Origin of the sequence: Mycobacterium syngnathidarum (genome assembly GCF_001942625.1) — a bacterium.
GTDB classification, from domain to species: domain Bacteria; phylum Actinomycetota; class Actinomycetes; order Mycobacteriales; family Mycobacteriaceae; genus Mycobacterium; species Mycobacterium syngnathidarum.
Genome location: NZ_MLCL01000039.1, coordinates 65,801 through 83,344, shown reverse-complemented (window position 1 = coordinate 83,344; position 17,544 = coordinate 65,801). Strand labels below are relative to the sequence as shown.

16 protein-coding genes and 1 pseudogene are annotated in these 17,544 nt (G+C 67.6%); 2 read left to right on the top strand and 15 right to left on the bottom strand.

Going from position 1 to position 17,544, the window contains the following annotated elements:
• The first annotated feature begins 122 nt into the window (after positions 1-122).
• Entirely contained in the window at positions 123-1,610 is a 1,488-nt protein-coding gene (locus tag BKG60_RS12625; RefSeq protein ID WP_070946169.1) for an acetyl-CoA acetyltransferase, read from the top strand.
• On the opposite strand, the gene BKG60_RS12620 is transcribed toward BKG60_RS12625, so the two are convergent.
• From BKG60_RS12620 to mgtE, 14 genes and pseudogenes are all read right to left on the bottom strand, one after another.
• Positions 1,607-4,756, bottom strand: a complete 3,150-nt coding sequence (locus BKG60_RS12620; protein WP_070945294.1) for a helicase HerA domain-containing protein — start codon at positions 4,754-4,756, stop codon at positions 1,607-1,609. The two genes, BKG60_RS12625 and BKG60_RS12620, sit on opposite strands and share 4 nt — an antisense overlap.
• A complete protein-coding gene (locus BKG60_RS12615; RefSeq protein ID WP_070945389.1) occupies positions 4,756-5,400 on the bottom strand; it encodes a hypothetical protein in 645 nt (214 codons plus the stop codon). The genes BKG60_RS12620 and BKG60_RS12615 overlap by 1 nt, the downstream gene beginning before the upstream one ends.
• Positions 5,401-5,551: 151 nt before the next feature.
• Positions 5,552-6,790 (bottom strand): NAD(P)/FAD-dependent oxidoreductase, encoded by a 1,239-nt coding sequence (locus BKG60_RS12610; protein ID WP_070945295.1) that lies wholly within the window; start codon positions 6,788-6,790, stop codon positions 5,552-5,554.
• Positions 6,791-6,801: 11 nt separating this feature from the next.
• Positions 6,802-7,530 (bottom strand): DUF72 domain-containing protein, encoded by a 729-nt coding sequence (locus BKG60_RS12605; protein WP_070945296.1) that lies wholly within the window; start codon positions 7,528-7,530, stop codon positions 6,802-6,804.
• 9 nt (positions 7,531-7,539) lie between these two features.
• Positions 7,540-8,121 carry a hypothetical protein gene (locus tag BKG60_RS12600; RefSeq protein WP_070945297.1) on the bottom strand — a complete coding sequence of 194 codons (582 nt, stop codon included), beginning with the start codon at positions 8,119-8,121 and terminating at the stop codon, positions 7,540-7,542.
• Positions 8,122-8,190: 69 nt separating this feature from the next.
• The gene (locus tag BKG60_RS12595; RefSeq protein ID WP_070184985.1) at positions 8,191-8,442 is read right to left on the bottom strand and encodes a hypothetical protein; all 252 of its coding nucleotides are present in this window, start codon (positions 8,440-8,442) and stop codon (positions 8,191-8,193) included.
• A complete protein-coding gene (locus BKG60_RS12590; protein WP_070945298.1) occupies positions 8,442-9,308 on the bottom strand; it encodes an oxygenase MpaB family protein in 867 nt (288 codons plus the stop codon). The genes BKG60_RS12595 and BKG60_RS12590 overlap by 1 nt, the downstream gene beginning before the upstream one ends.
• A gap of 14 nt (positions 9,309-9,322) precedes the next feature.
• Positions 9,323-9,547 (bottom strand): hypothetical protein, encoded by a 225-nt coding sequence (locus tag BKG60_RS12585; protein ID WP_070945299.1) that lies wholly within the window; start codon positions 9,545-9,547, stop codon positions 9,323-9,325.
• Between the two features lie 70 nt (positions 9,548-9,617).
• Entirely contained in the window at positions 9,618-9,950 is a 333-nt protein-coding gene (locus tag BKG60_RS12580) for a TfoX/Sxy family protein (protein WP_070945300.1), read from the bottom strand.
• A 1-nt stretch (position 9,951) separates the two neighbouring features.
• Complete coding sequence (locus BKG60_RS12575; protein ID WP_070945301.1) at positions 9,952-10,341, bottom strand: nitroreductase/quinone reductase family protein; 390 nt, start codon at positions 10,339-10,341, stop codon at positions 9,952-9,954.
• 62 nt (positions 10,342-10,403) lie between these two features.
• Positions 10,404-11,195, bottom strand: a complete 792-nt coding sequence (locus BKG60_RS12570) for a lysophospholipid acyltransferase family protein (protein ID WP_083339280.1) — start codon at positions 11,193-11,195, stop codon at positions 10,404-10,406.
• Positions 11,196-11,244: 49 nt separating this feature from the next.
• On the bottom strand, positions 11,245-13,581 hold the full coding sequence (gene lon, locus BKG60_RS12565) for an endopeptidase La (protein ID WP_070945390.1): 2,337 nt from the start codon (positions 13,579-13,581) through the stop codon (positions 11,245-11,247).
• A 74-nt stretch (positions 13,582-13,655) separates the two neighbouring features.
• A pseudogene (locus tag BKG60_RS32465) lies at positions 13,656-13,752 on the bottom strand (hypothetical protein); the annotation flags it as partial.
• On the bottom strand, positions 13,753-15,129 hold the full coding sequence (mgtE, locus tag BKG60_RS12560) for a magnesium transporter (protein WP_070945303.1): 1,377 nt from the start codon (positions 15,127-15,129) through the stop codon (positions 13,753-13,755). It lies immediately after the preceding pseudogene.
• A gap of 580 nt (positions 15,130-15,709) precedes the next feature.
• On the opposite strand from mgtE, the gene BKG60_RS12555 reads away from it, so the two are divergent.
• The gene (locus tag BKG60_RS12555; protein WP_070184992.1) at positions 15,710-15,910 is read left to right on the top strand and encodes a hypothetical protein; all 201 of its coding nucleotides are present in this window, start codon (positions 15,710-15,712) and stop codon (positions 15,908-15,910) included.
• A 10-nt stretch (positions 15,911-15,920) separates the two neighbouring features.
• Here the strand turns inward: BKG60_RS12555 and BKG60_RS12550 are convergent, their stop codons facing one another.
• Complete coding sequence (locus tag BKG60_RS12550; protein ID WP_239252927.1) at positions 15,921-17,480, bottom strand: molybdopterin-dependent oxidoreductase; 1,560 nt, start codon at positions 17,478-17,480, stop codon at positions 15,921-15,923.
• Between the last annotated feature and the right edge of the window lie 64 nt (positions 17,481-17,544).

Genomic DNA, 17,544 nt, shown 5'->3' with positions numbered 1-17,544 from the left:
TTCTCCATAGTGGCCGGTGTCGGTGAATGGCGCCCGCGATCCAAGTACCCGAATTCATACCGATCAACCAACGGCCAGTGCGTGCGTGGGGGTCGTGTCCTGCGTCGGCTAGGTTCGTGGGCATGACGGTCCCGCGCACTCTCGACCCGCGAACCCCGGTACTGGTGGGCTACGGCCAGGTCAACCAACGGCAGGAGCAACCGGATGTCGAACCGGTCGATCTGATGGTTGCTGCGGCCCGGTCCGCCGCTGACCCACGGGTGCTCGAGGCGGTCGATTCGGTACGAATCGTCAACCTGCTGTCCTGGCATTACCGCGATCCGGGTTTGCTGCTGGCGCAGCGTATCCGGGCCGAGAAGGCCGCGACGCGCTACACCGGGGTCGGCGGCAACGTTCCGCAGACGCTGGTGAACGAGGCTTGCCGGGATCTGCAGGGCGGGCGGGCCGAGGTGGTGCTGATCGCCGGTGCCGAGACCTGGCGGACCCGCAGCCGGTTGCGCGCCCGCGGGATCAAACCGGAATGGACGCGCCAGGACGAATCCGTACCCGAGGCCACGGGTGCGCATGACGGGGTGCCGATGGCCGGCGAGGCCGAGCTGCGCATCAAGCTCGACCGGCCGGCCTATGTGTACCCGATGTTCGAGCAGGCACTGCGGATCGCGGGCGGCGAGACCAGCGACGAGCACCGAAAGCGGATCGGCCGGCTGTGGTCGCGGTTCAGTGCGGTGGCGGCCGACAACCCGCATGCCTGGAGCTCCGAGGCGGTGCCCGCCGAGCAGATCTGGCAACCCGGCCCGGACAATCGGATGATCAGCTGGCCCTACACCAAGCTGATGAACTCCAACAACATGGTGGACCAGGGCGCGGTGCTGATCCTGACGACGGTCGAGAAGGCGACATATCTCCAGATCCCTTCCGACCGTTGGGTTTTCCCGTATGCCGGGACAGACTCGCACGATACGTACGCGATCGGAGAGCGGGCCGAGTTCTATCGGTCACCGGCGATCCGCATCGCCGGGCGCCGAGTCCTGGAGCTGGCCGGGGTGACGGCCGACGAGTTGGATTTCGTCGACGTGTATTCGTGCTTCCCGTCGGCGGTGCAGGTGGCGGCGGCCGAGCTCGGTCTGCCCCTGGATGATCCGTTGCGGCCGCTGACGGTGACCGGCGGGCTGACATTCGCGGGCGGGCCGTGGAACAACTACGTGTCCCATTCGATCGCCACCATGGCCGAGCGACTCGTGGCAAATCCCGGGACCCGGGGCCTGGTCACCGCCAACGGCGGTTACCTCACCAAGCACAGCTTCGGCGTGTACGGCACCGAGCCGCCAACAGATGAATTCCGTTGGCAGGACGTGCAATCCGAGGTGGATGCGGAGCCGACACGGCAGCTGCAGGTGGACTTCGCCGGCACCGGCACCGTGGAATCCTGGACCACGCCGGTGGGGCGTGACGGCACCGCGGAACGGGCCTTCCTGGCGGTACGCACCCCCGAGGACGCACGCACGCTGGCCCGGATCGTCGACGAGTCCCAGGCCGCGGCGACGATGTCGGGGGACATCGCCGGGGCCAAGGTTCAGGTGCACGCCGACGGCAGCGCGACCCTGCTTTAGCGCGCCGCCAGTTCCCGCTGGGCCAGCGCCAGAACCTCGTCGGTGGTCGGCGGGCTGGGCGGATGACTCGACAGGCACCAGGGTGTCTGGACCTTGTGAAAAGCATTGCCTTCCAAGGCCACATAGAACTGGCCTGACCGCAGCTTGCTGATGTCGGGCACGTGACCGCCCTTCACCCGGGCCATCTCCCGGGCCACGGCGATCTGGGCGGGGGAGTTCAGCAGCCCGTAGAACTGCGTGGTGGCGTTGCCGGGGATGTGGTTGTGCAGCCCGCGTGGGGACTGCGTGGCGAAAACCAGTCCCAGCCCGTACTTTCGGGCCTGCGAGGACAGCGCCAGGGTGCTGTGGGTGGAGGCGGTCGTGTGACTGGACGGCGCGAAGTTCTGTGCCTCGTCCATCACCAGCAGCCCGCCCAGCGGCCGGTCCCCGGCCGGGTTGCGCTTGATCCAGGCGAACAGCGCCATCTGCAACTGGTTGACGAACCCCTCGCGTTGTTGGTCGCTGGTCAGGCCGACCATGCTGATCACCGACACCCGGGCGCGATAACCCGGGGACGGAGTCAGCAGCATCCCGGGATCTGCGGCAGTGCCGGTGCCGCCGAACAGCGGATCGTTGACGGTGGCCGCGCGCAGGTTCTGAGCCAGCTCGGCGGCCAGCTTCTGTGCCCCGCCCAACGCGCTGACTTCGACCGGCAGGTTGCCGAGCAGGTCGATGAACCCGCCCAGGGTTACCATCGGCTGGGCCCCGTAGAACCGCAGCGCCTCGCGCAACACGGCGCGGGACCGCTCGGCCTTGGCGGTGTTGCCGGCGATCAGGGCGCGGGGTTCCAGTGCGGCGACAGCGGATTCGACGGCGTCGGAGAACTCGTCGTCGTCGTCGATGACACTGGCAAAATCGGGGAGCGGCGAGAAGGCCAGCGGCCGACCGGTCGAGCGGCGCGGCGTCCACACCACGACCTCGGCGTTGTCGAAGTATGCCTCGGCACGTTCGTCGTCGGCCGGATTCCAGCCCGGGGGATTGTCGGGCCAACGCACACCCAGCCGGGACAGGTCGTTGTTGGGGTCCAGCACGATCGAGGACACGCCGCGCAGCGCGCACTCCTCGACCAGTCGCCGGATCAGCACGGTTTTGCCCGATCCGGAGCCGGCGAAGATCGCGGTGTGTTTACGCAGCGCAGCCAGGTCGACGGACACCGGACGCCCGCCGGCGCTGTCGAGGCCCAGGGTGACCGCGGTGGGCGAGTGCTCGATGCTGACCGGCGCAGGAGTCTGCGTCCGTATCGGTCCGGTCGCGAGCTCGTCGTCCACGTCGATCTGAGCCGGGGGCGGCGGATCGCCCGCGATCTCTCCGAGGGCGGCGCGCAGCCAGCCGATCCCGTGGGCGGGGCGGCGCCGGCGTAGCCACTCGGGCAGGTCGGGGTGGTTGTCGTCGATCAGATCGCGCAGCGCCGTCATGGTGCGTACGTCGTCCTCACTCATCGGCAGCACCCGGCCGCCGGCCGCCTCGAACTCGGCGATCATCACCGCGGTCTTCGCGCCCTTGGGCCACCCGGTGTTCCGCAGCAGGAACAGCCGACGCCGGTCGGGGTTGAAGCCTGTCGCCTCCCAGGCCTTTCGAACCCGGTTCTGCACCGCGACGGCGTTGCCGGACGAGATCGCGCGAAATGCCCAGTGCCGTTCGTCGTCGGTCGCGGCGTCGAGGGTCTGGCGCAGCCGGCCGTGCAGCACCACCCGCTGGCCCGGAAGTGGATCGGGCCGAAACGCCTGCCCGGCCTCGCCCAGCTCGGTGATCCAGGCGTCCAGCGCCGCCGAGAGCAGGCCGGGCATCGTGGTGTCCTCGCCGTCGGGGTCCAGCGCGGCCACGGTCACCGCACGGCGCCGGTAGTCGGCGAAGCGGCGGTCCAGTTCGCCGGTGTCCCCGAGCGCGGCGCCGTTGCCGGTGGGCTCGTGGGGTGTGGCGACCTCACCGGTGAGTTGGGACAGTTCTTCGATCGTGTCGTGTTCCAGGCATTGGCGCACATGCGTGTCGGCGCGTTTGAGCAGCTGGCGTGGCGTGTACTGGGTCGCCTCGTCAAACGCCGAGGGCAGGATCGGCCAGCTCGGATATGGCGCGGCGAATCCGATCGCTGAGTAGCTGGCGGTGAACCGCCGTTCCAGGATGGCGCGGCCCACCTCCGGTGTCGGCAGGCCCTGCAGCAGCGCGGTGGTCCGGAAGCGGTCCTGAACGGTGGCCGTGGCGCGGTCCTGGATCGCTTCCCAGGCCGCGGGCAGGCAGGCCACCACGCCGACGGTGCGCCGCATGGTCTGGCGGATCGACATCAGACCGTGCGCGATGTGTTCGAGGTCGCGGTTGCTCGCGGAGCGGCCCGTACCACCGGAGTCTGTGGTGGTGTCGGTTCGATCGGTGGACTGGGCCAGCAGGGTGTCGATCTGGTCGATGGCCAGAACCGACGGCCCGGCCAGCGCGATCAGCCGGGAGATGTCGCGCACCGACTCCTGCGGGGTGAGCACCGGCGCGGGCAGCCCCCAGGCTTCTTTCTCACCGCTGCCGGTCAGGAATGCCTCACCGACATCCTGAAGGTCGAGATCGCCGGCACCGAGCAACACCAGGGCGCGCAGCGTGTGGTGCGCGCGTTTGACGGTGTGGCGGTGGACTTTGTGCAGTGAGTTGACGAAGTCGGTGAGGATCTCGGGGGTCAGGTCGTCGTCGCCGATCACTGCCCGGCGGTTGGCGCGGGAGATGTGGGCCACCGAAGACAGTTCCCACAGCAGGTCTTTCAGCTGGGTTTCGCGCTCGCTGCCCGGCCGGCCCAGGCTTTCCAGGATGCCTGCGCGGGCGGACTGCCAGAAACTCGCCGCATCGAGCAGTTCGACGAGGAAGAAGAAACCGCCGCTGGTCTGCACCTGTTCGCGTACCTGCCCCAGCAGGTGGGTCTTGCCCGAACCCGCCGGGCCGCGTACCACCACGCCCAGCGGGCTGGAGTCGGACTCCCGTTCGGCGTCGCCGAAGGCGGCCATCACGTCGGCCATCGGCCGGTCGTGCAGACCGCGCACGTGCAGCGCGCCCTGCGAATGCCACAGATCGTCGGCGGTCGGCGCCCAGGTCAGACGAAGCGCGCTGAGCGCTTCGCGGTGCTGTAACTCCATCAGGACTCGATCGCGATCAGATGCTTGTCCTGGTTACCTATCTCCACCGCGGCTTCGCGGTCGGCGGGGGTCAGCACCTTCTGGTTCTCCTCGGGGATCAGGCTGACGCCGGGTTGCTGATAGAGGCTGATCAGCGCGGCGTCGACGGTCGGTCTGGGTAGGCCGGGTACGGCCTGGCGCAGCCGCAGCAGGCTCACCCAGCCGCCGGGCCGGGCAGCCAGCCCGGCGTAGGCGGTACGCAACTGGATTTCGGGACCTGCCCCGGTCGCCGGTACGGGCACCTCAGCGGGTCGCTCGGCAGGCAGGAACACGTCGGCGGGTACGAGCTCGGCTCGCTCGAAGTAGCGATGCAGCGCGCCCAGCAGTGTGTAGAGCGCCTTGCCCTGCCCGGTGGACCGGGGCGGCGCATCTGCGCCGAAAAGTGACCGGCACATGGCCCAGCCGGCATCGGTCAGTTCGTGGACGACGGGCCGGGTGCCGGTGGACTCGATCAGGCCCAACCGGTTGAGCCGGTCGCGCTTCGGCTTGTCGAGTTTGGGTCCGAGCCGGTCCAGTTCGGGGTTGGGCACCGGGCGGGACTCGGCCATGAGTACCAGCAGCACTGCCTGCTCGGTGCCGGTCAGCTCGTCGGGCGCGACATTCACCGGATGCTCACCTTCCTGCCGTCGTGGTTGGGGCACGCGGGCGGGGCGATACCGGCACGTGTCTCATGCACGTTAGCGTGTGCCCCTGACCCCGCGAGAATGTTGTTGCGCTGCACGGGTTTCGCCCGCACGTCGGACGCCGGGCCGGCAGCTACCCGACCGGCAGGGGCTTTGCCGGGTCGGCGATGCGTTCCGGATCGACCGGGGCGGCCGACCGGATCAGCGCCTTGACGTCGTCAAGGACGTCCCACACGTTGACAGTCATCCCCGCCAGAACCCGGTTCGCGCCGTCGAGCCAGAACGCGACGAACTCTCGTCCAGCAACGTCGCCGCGGAAAACCACCCGCTGATATTCCGGTGCGTGTCCGGCGTATTCCATGCCGAGGTCGTACTGATCGGTGAAGAAATAAGGCAGTTCTGTGTACTCTCGGGCGGATTCCGGGCCTCGGCCCAGCATCCCCGCGACGGCCACCGCGGGCTGTTTGAGCGCGTTGGCCCAGTGCTCGGTGCGGATCCGCATCCCGAAGAAGGGGTGCTGGGCGGCGGCGATGTCGCCGACGGCGTAGATGTCGGGGTCGCTGCTGCGCAGCGATGCGTCGACGAGGACCCCGCCGTCTCCGACGGCCAGACCGGCCCGTTCGGCCAGCCCGATGTTCGGCGCCGCGCCGACGGCGATCAGCACCGCGTCGGCGGGAACGGTCGAGCCGTCACCGAGACGCAGCCCGGTGGCGGTGCCGTTGTCGGTGGTGACCTCCTGAACCGATTGGTTCAACCGCAGATCGACGCCATGGTCGCGGTGCAACTGTGCGAACACCTCGCCGACTTCGGCGCCCAGGGCGGCCAGCAGCGGCAGGCGGGCGGTTTCGACGACGGTGACGTCCACGTCGCGGCCACGGGCACCGGCGGCTACCTCCAGCCCGATCCAGCCGGCGCCGACGACGGCCAGTGTCGCCCCCGGGCGCAATACCGCACTCAAGGTCGCGGCGTCGTCGATCGTGCGCAGGTAGTGCACCCCAGCCGCATCCGATCCGGGGATCGGCGGCCGCCGCGATGAGGACCCGGTGGCCAGCAGCAGCTTGTCGTAGCCGACCGTGCTGCCGTCGGGAAGTGCGAGCGTGTGTTCGGCGGGGTTGAGGGCGCTGACTTCGGTGCCCAGCCGCACCTCGACGTTGTGGTCGCGATACCAGGCCGCCGGATCGACGGTGAAGTCATCGAGAGTCTTCCTGCCCGCGAGGTACTCCTTGGACAGCGGCGGACGCTCGTAGGGAAGCCGGTCTTCGGCGGCGAACAACACGACATGGCCGTCAAAGTCATTGTCCCGCAAAGCTTCAGCGGCCTTGGCGCCGGCCAGCCCACCGCCGACGATCGCGAATGTGGACGACGTGGTCATGCCAACTCAGCCTACTCGCCCGACAGCATTTGCTTCAGTTTCCGGGCGTTACGTACCGCATGACCACCGAGATCGTTGTTGAAGTAGACAACGACCCGGTGCCCGTCCCGATCCCACTCGCGGATCTGCTGTGCCCATCTCTGCAACTCGTCGTCGGAATAGCAGCCCGCGTAGATACCGCCTTCGCCCGGGCCGTGCATGCGAACGTAGACCAGGTCGCTGGTGGCGACCTGCCTGCAGGTCAATCCGGGACCGCTCATCACCACATAGGCGGCCCCGTGCCGTTCCAGCAGCTCATACACCGCAGGCACATCCCACGAGGGGTGGCGCAGCTCCATCGCCACCCGGATCTGGCGGGGGAGCTGCGACAGGAACCCGGTCAGCAGTTCGTCGTCGCGTTCGAGGGCGGGATGCGGCTGAACCAGCAGCGCTTCGTTGTGCGCGTCGAACACTTTCCAATACTCCTCGAACCTCGGTGTCCAGCTCTCCGGCGAGCGCAGCCGCCGATAGTGGGTCAACCCGCGGTGCGCCTTGACCGACATGGTGAAACCGTCGGGCATCTGGTCGCGCCACCCGGTGAACGTGGTGTCAGCGGGCCAGCGGTAGAAGCTGCCGTTGAGTTCGACGGTGTCGAATTCGCCGACGTAGTGGGCCAGTCGGGATTTCGCCGGTGTGCCGCGGGGATAGAGCACATCGGTCCAATGGTCGTATGACCAACCCGAGGTGCCGATCCTGATCATGTGCCATCGCTAGGGGACGTCCGTGTACCGCAGGGTGTAGCCCTCGGCCGAGAAGGTGAAACCTCGGCCGGACAACTCCCGCACACACGACACCCCGGACTGCTCCTGGACGTTGCAGCGGAATCCGGCCACCGCCAGCACCTTCCCGAATGGCAGCACCACGGCGGCCGGTTGCGCGAATTCGGGCTGTGCCAGGTTGGCGAACTGGGCGTCGTTGGCCCGGTCCAGCACAAGGGCATTCGGTGCCGCCGTGCCGCCGGCGGGGTCGGGCACCTCTTCGGGTGCTCCGGTCACAGCCATCGACGAGGTACCGCCGGCGGCTTGGCAGCCGGCCCGTTCGCGGGGCAGGATCGCGCACTGCCAGCGTCCGCTCGGGGTGCTGAAGTAGTAGGCCTTGCGGCCGTCGACCTCGAGCAGGTAGTCGGCAGCGTTCACCAGGTGCGCGGTACCGAACACCGGTGGTGCCGTGGTGGTGCTCGTGGGTGCCGGCGGCGCGGCATCATCGGTGTTGACAACGGTTCCCGACGCGCATCCGGAAAGCGCGATCGCGGCGGCGCCAAAGATTGCACAGCGGATGAGGCAAGCCTTCACGACGCAAGACCCTAGCCAATCGAGGTACCTACCCGGGCGGTAGCGTCGGGTTTTCGGCTGCTGTGGCGTTCACATCGTGACGCACACGTCGGCGCCCAGTAACAGCACCGGCCACAACAGCGTCACCTGACCGAAGGCCACCAGATCGGCACCGGCCGGGAACTTGGTCAGCAGGCTCGCCTCGATGAGCTGGACCTGCTCGGGATGGAAGAACGTCCAGACCAGGCCGATCACCAGGTACGGCAGGGACAACCACATGAGGGTCTCGAGCAGCTGCTCGACGCTGAGCTTGTAGCTCAGGGCGCGGCGGATCCGGTCCATCAGATCAGCGCCTTGCCGGCGGCCACACGCCGGCGGACGTCGGCGAGCAGCAGGTAACTGCCGCCCTGTCGGATGAACACCGGCAGGAAGCGGTTGCCGAAAGCCACTGTCCAAAACAGCCATTCGAACAGGCGCTGTCGGCGCGGGCCCCAGCCGAAGCCGACGGCATTGCGGAACACCGGGGCGAGAAAGCCGACCGTGAGGAATTTCAGCAGCGGCCGAAACGGTATCCGCAGCAAGGGGTTGATCATTCTCAGGTCCACCAGATCGTGCAGGTACGTCCTGACGACGTCATCCATCTCCACTTGGGCACAGGCGGCGTCCCAGTACGTGTCGAACTCCGGCCGTGTCGCGGGCCACTGTTCGGGGCTGACCTGCAGGGTGGTGCCCAGTGTTGCCGCGGATTGGTAGAACTGCTCTGCTTGGGCGTTTGTCATCTCGCCTCGCAAGAGCTGGTAGACATCCTCCAACCCGACGAACAGGCAGGCCGCCACCCACAGCTGCAGGTTGCGGTCGAACGCGTTGTACTGCACGGGACTTGTGGGTCCGGACCGGACCTGCCGATGCGCGGCGTCGACGGCGTCGCGGAACGCCGCACGGTCCTCGGGTTTGCCGAGGATGGCCACCGCCAGGTAGCTGAGGGTGGTGCGGGCCCGCTTCCACGGGTGCTTGAGCAGGTTGCCGGAATCCACGGTGCTCTCGACGACTCCGTAGCCGACACCCGGCGCGGCCAACTGCATGATCACGTTGGCCGCGCCGGCGGCGAACCCCCACAGGTCCATCGCGTCGGCGATGGTGACGTCCTCGTCGGACCAACGTGAGGTGCGCCGGGTGATCGAGATCCGGTTGGCGGGGGTCGAAATCATGCGCCGTCTCCTCGTCAGCTCATGCACACGTTGGTGAACAGCAGCACGGGCCAGGAGACGATGGAACCCAGGAAGGACACCGTGGCGTCGGCGCCGTGCATGCCGGCCAGGTGCCCGGTGTGGGTGAGCGACCAGACCAAACCGATCAGCAGATAGGGAACCGCCAGGATGATGGCGGTGCCGATCCACTCGGCGATGGTCATCTGGAAGCCGAGAATCTTGCGTACTGCGGTCAGCATGGAAAAACGCGCCCCCGTCGTTGTCAGGCGGGCTCTATGTTAATGGTGATTCTGCTCGGCGTCCCGGAAATTACTTGGGCGGCAGGCTCTTGGCGTACTCGATTCCCCGGGCGACCCACGATTGGAGTTGGCGTTTGGTCTTCACGCCGGGGCCCGCGATCCGCAGCCATCCCCGCATCTCCCGGCCGCCCATCATCATCGGCTCGACGTGGTCGCGTTGCAGCAGCTTGTCGCTGTCGCCCCGCGCCACCCGCACCATCAGGCCGCCTTCCCGGGTTGCCGCGACGGCCATGTTGCCGTTGATCAGGAACGCCAATCCGCCGAACATGCGCTTCTCGTCGATACCGCTTTCGGCTGCCGCCAGCTCCCGGATGCGGTCGGCCAGATTCGGATCGAAGGCCATGTCAGTCGAGGTCGATGCGGAGGGTGAGCAGGTCGGTGCCCGCGGCACGGACCACCGCACTGTTGAGCGTTGGCAGCTCTTTCAATCGTGCGACCGGGTCGTCGTCGGGCAGCAGGTGCGCGGTCCCACTGCGCCAGTGCCCGTTGATGCGGACTCGCACAGCGGGGTTGGCCCTGATGTTGAGCACATAGTGCGACCGGTCGCCGTGTTCGGAGACCATCCAGAACTGGTCACCGATCACCCTGCCGCCGACGGCGGTGTGCCGTGGCCGGCCGGTTTTGCGACCGATGGTCTCCAGCATGGTGACGGGCAGCCGGCGGCCGATGGGGTTTACGAGGCGGCGTTGGGTGCCGTGGACGATGCGCCGCTTGAGATCACGAAGATCGATCATGAGGCAACCCTAGCGAGGCTTACCTGAACAGGCCCTTCCGATCGCACCGTCGGCGGCCAGGGTCAGCCCAGGATGGGGAAGCGCCGCTGCGAAGCCAGCCGGTCGAGTGCGGTCTGCATGACGGTGCGGATATGGGCGTCGACCTCGTGGATATCGGGGTCGGTGCCGAATCGAGCGGTGATGTCGATCGGCGGCAGGACTTCGGTGATCACCTTGGTGGGCAGCGGCAGGTTGGGCGGCACGATGACACTGAGGCCGAACGGGATGCCGATGCTCACCGGAAGGATGTCCAGTCGGAAGCGGGGCAGCCCGAGCCGCTTGGCGAGCCGGTGGCCTCGGGTGAGGAACAGCTGGCTTTCCTGGGCGCCGATCGAGACGGTGGGCACGATCGGGACACCGGCGGCGAGTGCGGTACGCACGTATCCGGTCCGCCCGTTGAAGTCGATGGCGTTCGCTTCGGCGGTAGGCCGGTAGGCGTCATAGTCGCCGCCGGGAAACACCAGTACGAGAGCACCCGAATGCAGGGCCGCCGCGGCGTTCTCGCGGCTGGCGTGGACGATCCCCAGCCGCCGCAACAGCGCCCCGGTGGGTCCGAGCAGCACACCGTAGTGAGCGAGCGTGTACAGCGGACGCTCATACCCGAAGTGCCGGTAATACGCCGGAGCGAAGACCAGCACATCGGGTGTGAGCATGCCGCCGGAGTGATTGGCGACGACGAGGGCAGCGCCGTCGCCAGGGATGTTTTCCAGGCCCCGCACCTCGGAACGGAACCACCACTTGACGATCGGGTCGGCCAGGGATTTCACCTGCCGGGCCACGTCAGGGTCCCACTGGTCGAGCTCGGTTCCGTCCATCATGGCCAGATTGACCCGAATGCCGGACGGATAAACCGCCCGCCCGTCGTTACGCGGCGATCGACGCGTCCTCGCGGATCGGTTCCAGCGCCGCGGCGATGATGTCGGCGACATCGGTCATCGGTTTGACCTCCAACGCTTCCAGCACCTCGGCCGGGACCTCATCCAGATCGGGCTCGTTGCGTTGCGGGATGAAGACCGTCTTCAGCCCGGCGCGCTGTGCGGCGAGCAGCTTCTGCTTCACGCCGCCGATCGGCAGCACCCGGCCGTTCAGCGTGACCTCGCCGGTCATGCCGACATCGCCGCGCACCTGCCGCCCGGTGGCCATCGACACCAGTGCCGTGACCATCGTGACGCCGGCCGACGGACCGTCCTTGGGCACCGCGCCCGCGGGCACGTGCACGTGGATCTGGCGGTCCAGCGCCTTCGGGTCGACCCCGAGCTGTTCGGCGTGGGCCCGCACATAGGACAGCGCGATCTGCGCCGACTCCTTCATCACATCGCCCAGTTGCCCGGTGAGCTTCAGGCCTGGCTCTCCGTCGTTGGCGTTGGCCTCGATGTAGAGGACATCGCCGCCCAGCCCGGTGACGGCCAGACCCGTCGCCACACCCGGCACCGCGGTGCGCTCGGTGGATTCGGGGGTGAACCGTGGACGACCCAGGTACTCAACGAGATCCGGCTCGTCGATGGCCACCGGTTCGTCGCTGGAGTCGAGCTTCGTCGTCACCTTGCGCAGCGCCTTGGCCAGCAGCCGCTCGAACTGGCGCACGCCCGGCTCGCGGGTGTAGTCGGCGGCGATCTTGCGCAGCGCCGCGTCGGTCACCGTCACCTCGGACTCGGTCAGGGCCGCGCGTTCGGCCTGCCGGGGCAGCAGGTAGTCCCGCGCGATCGCGACCTTGTCGTCCTCGGTGTAGCCGTCGATCTGTACCAGTTCCATCCGGTCCAGCAGGGCTGAGGGGATGTTCTCGATGACGTTGGCCGTCGCCAGGAACACCACGTCGGACAGGTCCAGGTCCAGATCCAAGTAGTGGTCGCGGAACGTGTGGTTCTGCGCCGGGTCCAGCACCTCCAGCAGCGCGGCCGACGGGTCGCCTCGGTAGTCCGAGCCCACCTTGTCGATCTCGTCCAGCAGCACAACGGGATTCATCGAACCCGCCTCGCCGATCGCCCGCACGACGCGACCCGGCAGCGCACCGACGTAGGTGCGCCGGTGACCCCGGATCTCGGCTTCGTCGCGGACGCCGCCCAGGGCCACGCGCACGAACTTGCGCCCCAGTGCTCGGGCCACGGACTCACCCAGCGACGTCTTGCCGACCCCGGGCGGACCGGCCAGCACCATCACGGCGCCCGACCCGCGGCCGCCGACGATCGCCATGCCGCGCTGGGCGCGACGCGCCCGCACGGCCAGGTACTCGACGATGCGGTCTTTCACGTCGTCCAGCCCGTGGTGGTCGGCGTCCAGGATCTCCCGGGCACCCTTGAGATCGGCCGAGTCCTCGGTGCGCACATTCCACGGCAGGTCCAGCACGGTGTCCAGCCAGGTGCGGATCCAGCCGCCCTCGGGGCTCTGGTCGCTGGACCGTTCCAGCTTGCCGACCTCGCGCAGTGCGGCTTCACGCACCTTCTCGGGCAGGTCGGCGGCCTCGACCCGGGCCCGGTAATCGTCGGACCCCTCCGGTTCGCCCTCACCCAGTTCCTTGCGGATGGCCGCCAGCTGCTGGCGCAGCAGGAATTCCTTCTGCTGCTTGTCCATGCCGGCGCGGACGTCCTCGGCGATCTTGTCGTTGACCTCGACCTCGGCCAGGTGTTCACCGGTCCAGTCGATCAGGAGCCGCAACCGCGCGGCCGCGTCCTCGGTCTCCAGTAGTTGCCGTTTCTGTACGTCGGTCAGGTACGAGGCGTACCCGGCGGTGTCGGCCAGTGCGGACGGGTCGGTGATCTTGTTCACCACGTCGACGATCTGCCAGGCTTCCCGGCGCTGCAGCATGGCCAGCAGCAGCTTCTTGTACTCGGCAGCCAGGGCCTTGGTCTCGTCGGTCGCGGTGTCGGTCTCGGCGGCTTCCTGCACCTCGACCCACAGGGCCGCGCCGGGCCCGGTGGTTCCGGAACCGATGTGGGCGCGGTGTTCACCGCGGACGACGGCGGCTTCGGCGCCACCGGGCATGCGCCCCACCTGCACGATCGACGCGATCACCCCGTGGGTGGGGTAGCGATCGTCCAGGCGCGGGGCGATCAGCAGTTTGCCGGATTCGCTGGCCTGGGCGGCGTCGACCGCTGCCCGGGCGGCCTCGTCCAGCTCGACGGGCACCACCATTCCGGGCAGCACGATCGGCTCACTGATGAACAGGATGGGCACAACACTCGTCGTAGCGCTTGATTCGGACATCAAACCTCCAAAGTTCAGTCTGATGGGCTCAACCTTGACGGGCTCGCCTTTGTTCCCGGTAGGCCTGGGAGGTTCGCCGGCCCGCATGGACTGCGACACGTCGATGACCAGCGTCACGACCGCGCGGTTGCGGGGGATGCGAATGTCGCGGGTGGGCCCGGCCGGTGTAACTCACAGGCCCAGCACGGTCTTGGCAATGACGAAGTAGATCATCAAGCCAGTGGCATCGACGAACGTCGAGATGAACGGATTGGAGAACACCGCAGGGTCAGCACGAATAGCGCGGGCCAGCAACGGCATTGCACCGCCGACCGTGGCGGCCATGGTGCACAAGCTCACGAACGTCAGCCCGATCACCATGCCGATGTCGCGGCCATAGACGATGGTGGTCACCACGAACGCCAGCGAGCCGAGCAACACGCCCAGCGACAGGCCCACGCGGAACTCCCGAAACAACACCTTGCCCAGGTCTCGTGGCCCGACATCGCCCAGAGCCAATGCACGGGTTACCGTCGTCGCGGCCTGGTTCCCGGTGTTCCCACCAGTGCCGATCAGCAGCGGCACAAACAAGGCGAGTGTCACCACCTGCTCTAATGTGGCTTCGAACACTTCGAGGACCTGCACAGTGAGCGTAGCGCCGACAGCCAGCACAAGCAGCCACACCACCCGCGACCGGACCAGGCTGGCGACCGAGGCGGTCAGATAGGGCCGGCGCAGCGGTTCGGTACCGCTGATGCGGGCCTGGTCCTCGGAATCGGCGTTCTCCAGAATCGCCAACGCGTCGTCAACGGTGAGGATCCCGACGAGTCGGTTCTCATTGTCGACGATGGGCAGGGCAAGGAGCTTGAGGCCGGCGCAGCGGCGAGCGGACTCTTCGGCATCGTCGGTAGCCCGCATGCTGTGGGGCCGCTGCATCAGGTCACCGATAGCGGTTTGCTGGGGTGCCGTCATCAGATCACGTAGGCTCACGATGCCCACCAGGATCCGTCGGGTGTCGGTGACCGGCAGCGTATATACGGTTTCGGCGTCCCCGAGGTGGGCCTGCACCCGGCTCAATGCTTCGGTGGTCGACATGTCGGGGCGGACGGCGACGAACTCGGGGCTCATCCGCCGCCCGATCGAACCCTGCGGATAGCCGAGGATGGTCGCGGTCAGGTCTCGTTCGGGCGCCGGGAGCGCTTGCATGAGCCGGCGCGCGACCTTCGCCGGCAGCTCATCGAGGAGTTCGACGCGATCATCGGGGTCCAGGTCGGCGAACAGCGTGGCGACATCGTCGTCTTGGAGGGCACCGACGAGATCGCTTTGCAGGCTGGCATCGAGATTCTCGAACACTTCGAGAGCCTGATCCTTGCTCAGCAGCCGGTACAGCACGGCTCGACGCTTGGAATCCAGGCGCTCCAGGACGTCGACGATGTGTGACGCAGTCAGCGGCCGCACCATCGACGTCAGCGCTGACAGATCAAGATCGTCGGCCATTGCCCGTTCAATCGCCTTGGTCATCGCATCACGATCGGTGTTGTCGATCTCGCTCGTCGGCACCTCAGACATGCCCACCCCACATTCGCGTCCCGTGCGAACTCGACACCACGAGACCGTTACCAACCCCCGCTGGGGCCGAGTCAAACAACCTAGCCATCGAATCCTCCAATCACACTGCGCACCAACGACATCAGTGCGTGTCCCACAGCCGTTGTGGGATAGTCGCGGGACCCCCGTCGACGCCGGGCATGTCAAGTGCGGCCACGCAGCAACCTCCCGCACTTTCCCAGGGGGCGCACCATCCAGACAGCCAAAACCAGCTCGACGGTCTGCAACCGTTCAGGCCACGGTCAGTGCGACGTGAAGCCAACCTGATTCGTGAGGGCGGTCCGACCAAGCGCCCCGATACTGTCGCTCGGCATGTGCCACTCACCTCGCTTCCGCATTACCGGCCGCACCCGCAGAATGCGTGCGGCCCCGCTCATTAGACCCGGCCCACAGACAACGGTCAAACGCTTGCACGAGTGGGAGATCTGCGCCTGCCTGGCCGACAAGCACGGCAGAGGAACGACCGCACCCATTGGCCTGACGTGAGAATCCCGGACGGCGCGGGCCGAAATCTGCACCGGTTCCGCGTAGCATCCCAGGCATGAACCGGGGATTCGTCGTGACGTTCGCGGTCGGTGTGATCGTGGCACTGTTCGGGCTGATCTGGGCGCTGCAGGGTTTCGGCGTGCTGCAGGGCAGTCCGATGAGCAACACCACCACGTGGTCGGTCATCGGGCCGATCACCGCGGTGATCGGTGTCGTGATCTGCGTGGTGAGTTGGCGCAAGCTCTCGGCCAAGTGACCGCAGGTGTCTAGGCCTGGGTCACGGTGAAGTTCACCGAGTGCCATCCGGTGGCGCCGTCGGGCACGGTGGGGGCCTGGTCTGAGGTCTGGACCGTCCCGGTGTTGTCGGTGGCCCGCACCGTGATCGTGTGCCGGCCGGGGACGGCGGCCTGCCAATCGAAGCTCCACAGCCGCCACGTCTGGTTGGAGTAGGCATCCCCGAGTTGGGCGGATTGCCATGGGCCGTCGTCGATTCGGACTTCGATGGCACGGACGCCGCGATTCTGTGCCCACGCGACTCCGCCGAACGTCGTCGGTCCCACCGGCACCGTCTGGCCGTTCTTCGGCACGTCGATTCGCGACTCGGTCTTGATCGGCCCGCGCGGCGCCCAGCCCTGTCTGGTCCAATACGCCTCGGCGCGGTCGAACCGGGTCAGTTCCAGGTCGGTGACCCACTTGGTGGCCGACACGTATCCGTAGAGTCCGGCCACCACCAGCCTGGCGGGATAGCCGTGTTCGACCGGTAGTGGTTGTCTGTTGAGGCCGACGGCCAGCAGGGCGTCGCCGCCTACGGCGAGAGCTTCCGCCGGGGTGCCCACGGTGAACCCGTCGACCGCAGTGGACAGCACCATGTCGGCATCCGGGTGCACGCCGGCGGCCCGCAGTAGATCCGCCACCCGGTAGCCCGTCCACATTCCTGTCGAGATGAGATTGCCCCCAACCGGATTCGAGACGCAGGTCAGCGTGATGGCCTTTTCGATCACCTCGAAGCGGTCCAGGTCGGCGAAGCTGTAGGTGATCTCTCGGTCCACCATGCCGTGGATGCGAAGCCGCCACTCGTCGCGGCTCAACTGTGGCACGGTAAGTGCGGTGTCGACACGGTAGAAGTCACCGGCATCGGTGATGAAGCTGGGCAGGGCAACGTTTTTCGGCTGTGCACCCGGCGGTATCGGGGGAGCGGGAACGCGGGGTGGAGGGATCACCGAGGTGTCGCGCTCGGCTGCCACGGAACTGGTCAACCGGTCGATGACGACGCCCATGAGCCCACTGGCCACCCCGAAACCCAGCAGGCCGGCCGTGGTGAGCCAGGTCCGTCGGGTGACGCCGAACTCGTCACGGGTGTCGGGCTGGTCATCGGCTGGGGCCGTCCAGCGCCGCAGCGCCAGCATGCGCAGCACCGCCATGCCTGCCGCGGTGCCCACCACGGTGGGAATGACGTCGAGCGGGGAGGCACCCGGACGCGAGAGCACGGCAACGCAGGCGAGCAGGCCGGCGACGCCGAAGATCGCGTTGCCGATCGGGCGGGCCCGGGTTTCGTATGTCGCAGCCAGAGCGGCGATGACGGCGATCACCACCAGGACGACGACAGCCAGAAAGAGCTTGTCCAGACTGCCGAGTGCTTGTATCACAAACTCTTTGACGGGCCCCGGTGTCAGGTCGACGACTGCCGCTCCGACCGCGTTGCGCGGCTCGGCGTGTGGCGGAAACGGAATGGCCACGACCTGGGCCACACCGAGCGACACCGCGGCCGCGGCGACTCCGCCGAGCATCCGCGCGTTGGGTGACGCACCCGCCGAGGACTGAGCCATCGGTACAAACCTACTCCGCGCATAGGCAGGGAGCCTGCCGTTGGGGTTGACGACAGGCTCCCTG

Bases quoted from the DNA above. Each gene is read 5' to 3' on its own strand.
- BKG60_RS12590 (WP_070945298.1), bottom strand. From the start codon at position 9,308: ATGATTTCGACCCCCGCCAACCGGATCTCGATCACCCGGCGCACCTCA.
- BKG60_RS12570 (WP_083339280.1), bottom strand. From the start codon at position 11,195: ATGGACGGAACCGAGCTCGACCAGTGGGACCCTGACGTGGCCCGGCAG.
- BKG60_RS12610 (WP_070945295.1), bottom strand. From the start codon at position 6,790: ATGACCACGTCGTCCACATTCGCGATCGTCGGCGGTGGGCTGGCCGGC.
- BKG60_RS12550 (WP_239252927.1), bottom strand. From the start codon at position 17,480: ATGGCTCAGTCCTCGGCGGGTGCGTCACCCAACGCGCGGATGCTCGGC.
- lon (WP_070945390.1), bottom strand. From the start codon at position 13,581: ATGTCCGAATCAAGCGCTACGACGAGTGTTGTGCCCATCCTGTTCATC.
- BKG60_RS12555 (WP_070184992.1), top strand. From the start codon at position 15,710: ATGAACCGGGGATTCGTCGTGACGTTCGCGGTCGGTGTGATCGTGGCA.
- BKG60_RS12580 (WP_070945300.1), bottom strand. From the start codon at position 9,950: ATGGCCTTCGATCCGAATCTGGCCGACCGCATCCGGGAGCTGGCGGCA.
- BKG60_RS12595 (WP_070184985.1), bottom strand. From the start codon at position 8,442: ATGGACCGGATCCGCCGCGCCCTGAGCTACAAGCTCAGCGTCGAGCAG.
- BKG60_RS12585 (WP_070945299.1), bottom strand. From the start codon at position 9,547: ATGCTGACCGCAGTACGCAAGATTCTCGGCTTCCAGATGACCATCGCC.
- BKG60_RS12575 (WP_070945301.1), bottom strand. From the start codon at position 10,341: ATGATCGATCTTCGTGATCTCAAGCGGCGCATCGTCCACGGCACCCAA.
- BKG60_RS12625 (WP_070946169.1), top strand. From the start codon at position 123: ATGACGGTCCCGCGCACTCTCGACCCGCGAACCCCGGTACTGGTGGGC.
- mgtE (WP_070945303.1), bottom strand. From the start codon at position 15,129: ATGTCTGAGGTGCCGACGAGCGAGATCGACAACACCGATCGTGATGCG.
- BKG60_RS12605 (WP_070945296.1), bottom strand. From the start codon at position 7,530: ATGATCAGGATCGGCACCTCGGGTTGGTCATACGACCATTGGACCGAT.
- BKG60_RS12620 (WP_070945294.1), bottom strand. From the start codon at position 4,756: ATGGAGTTACAGCACCGCGAAGCGCTCAGCGCGCTTCGTCTGACCTGG.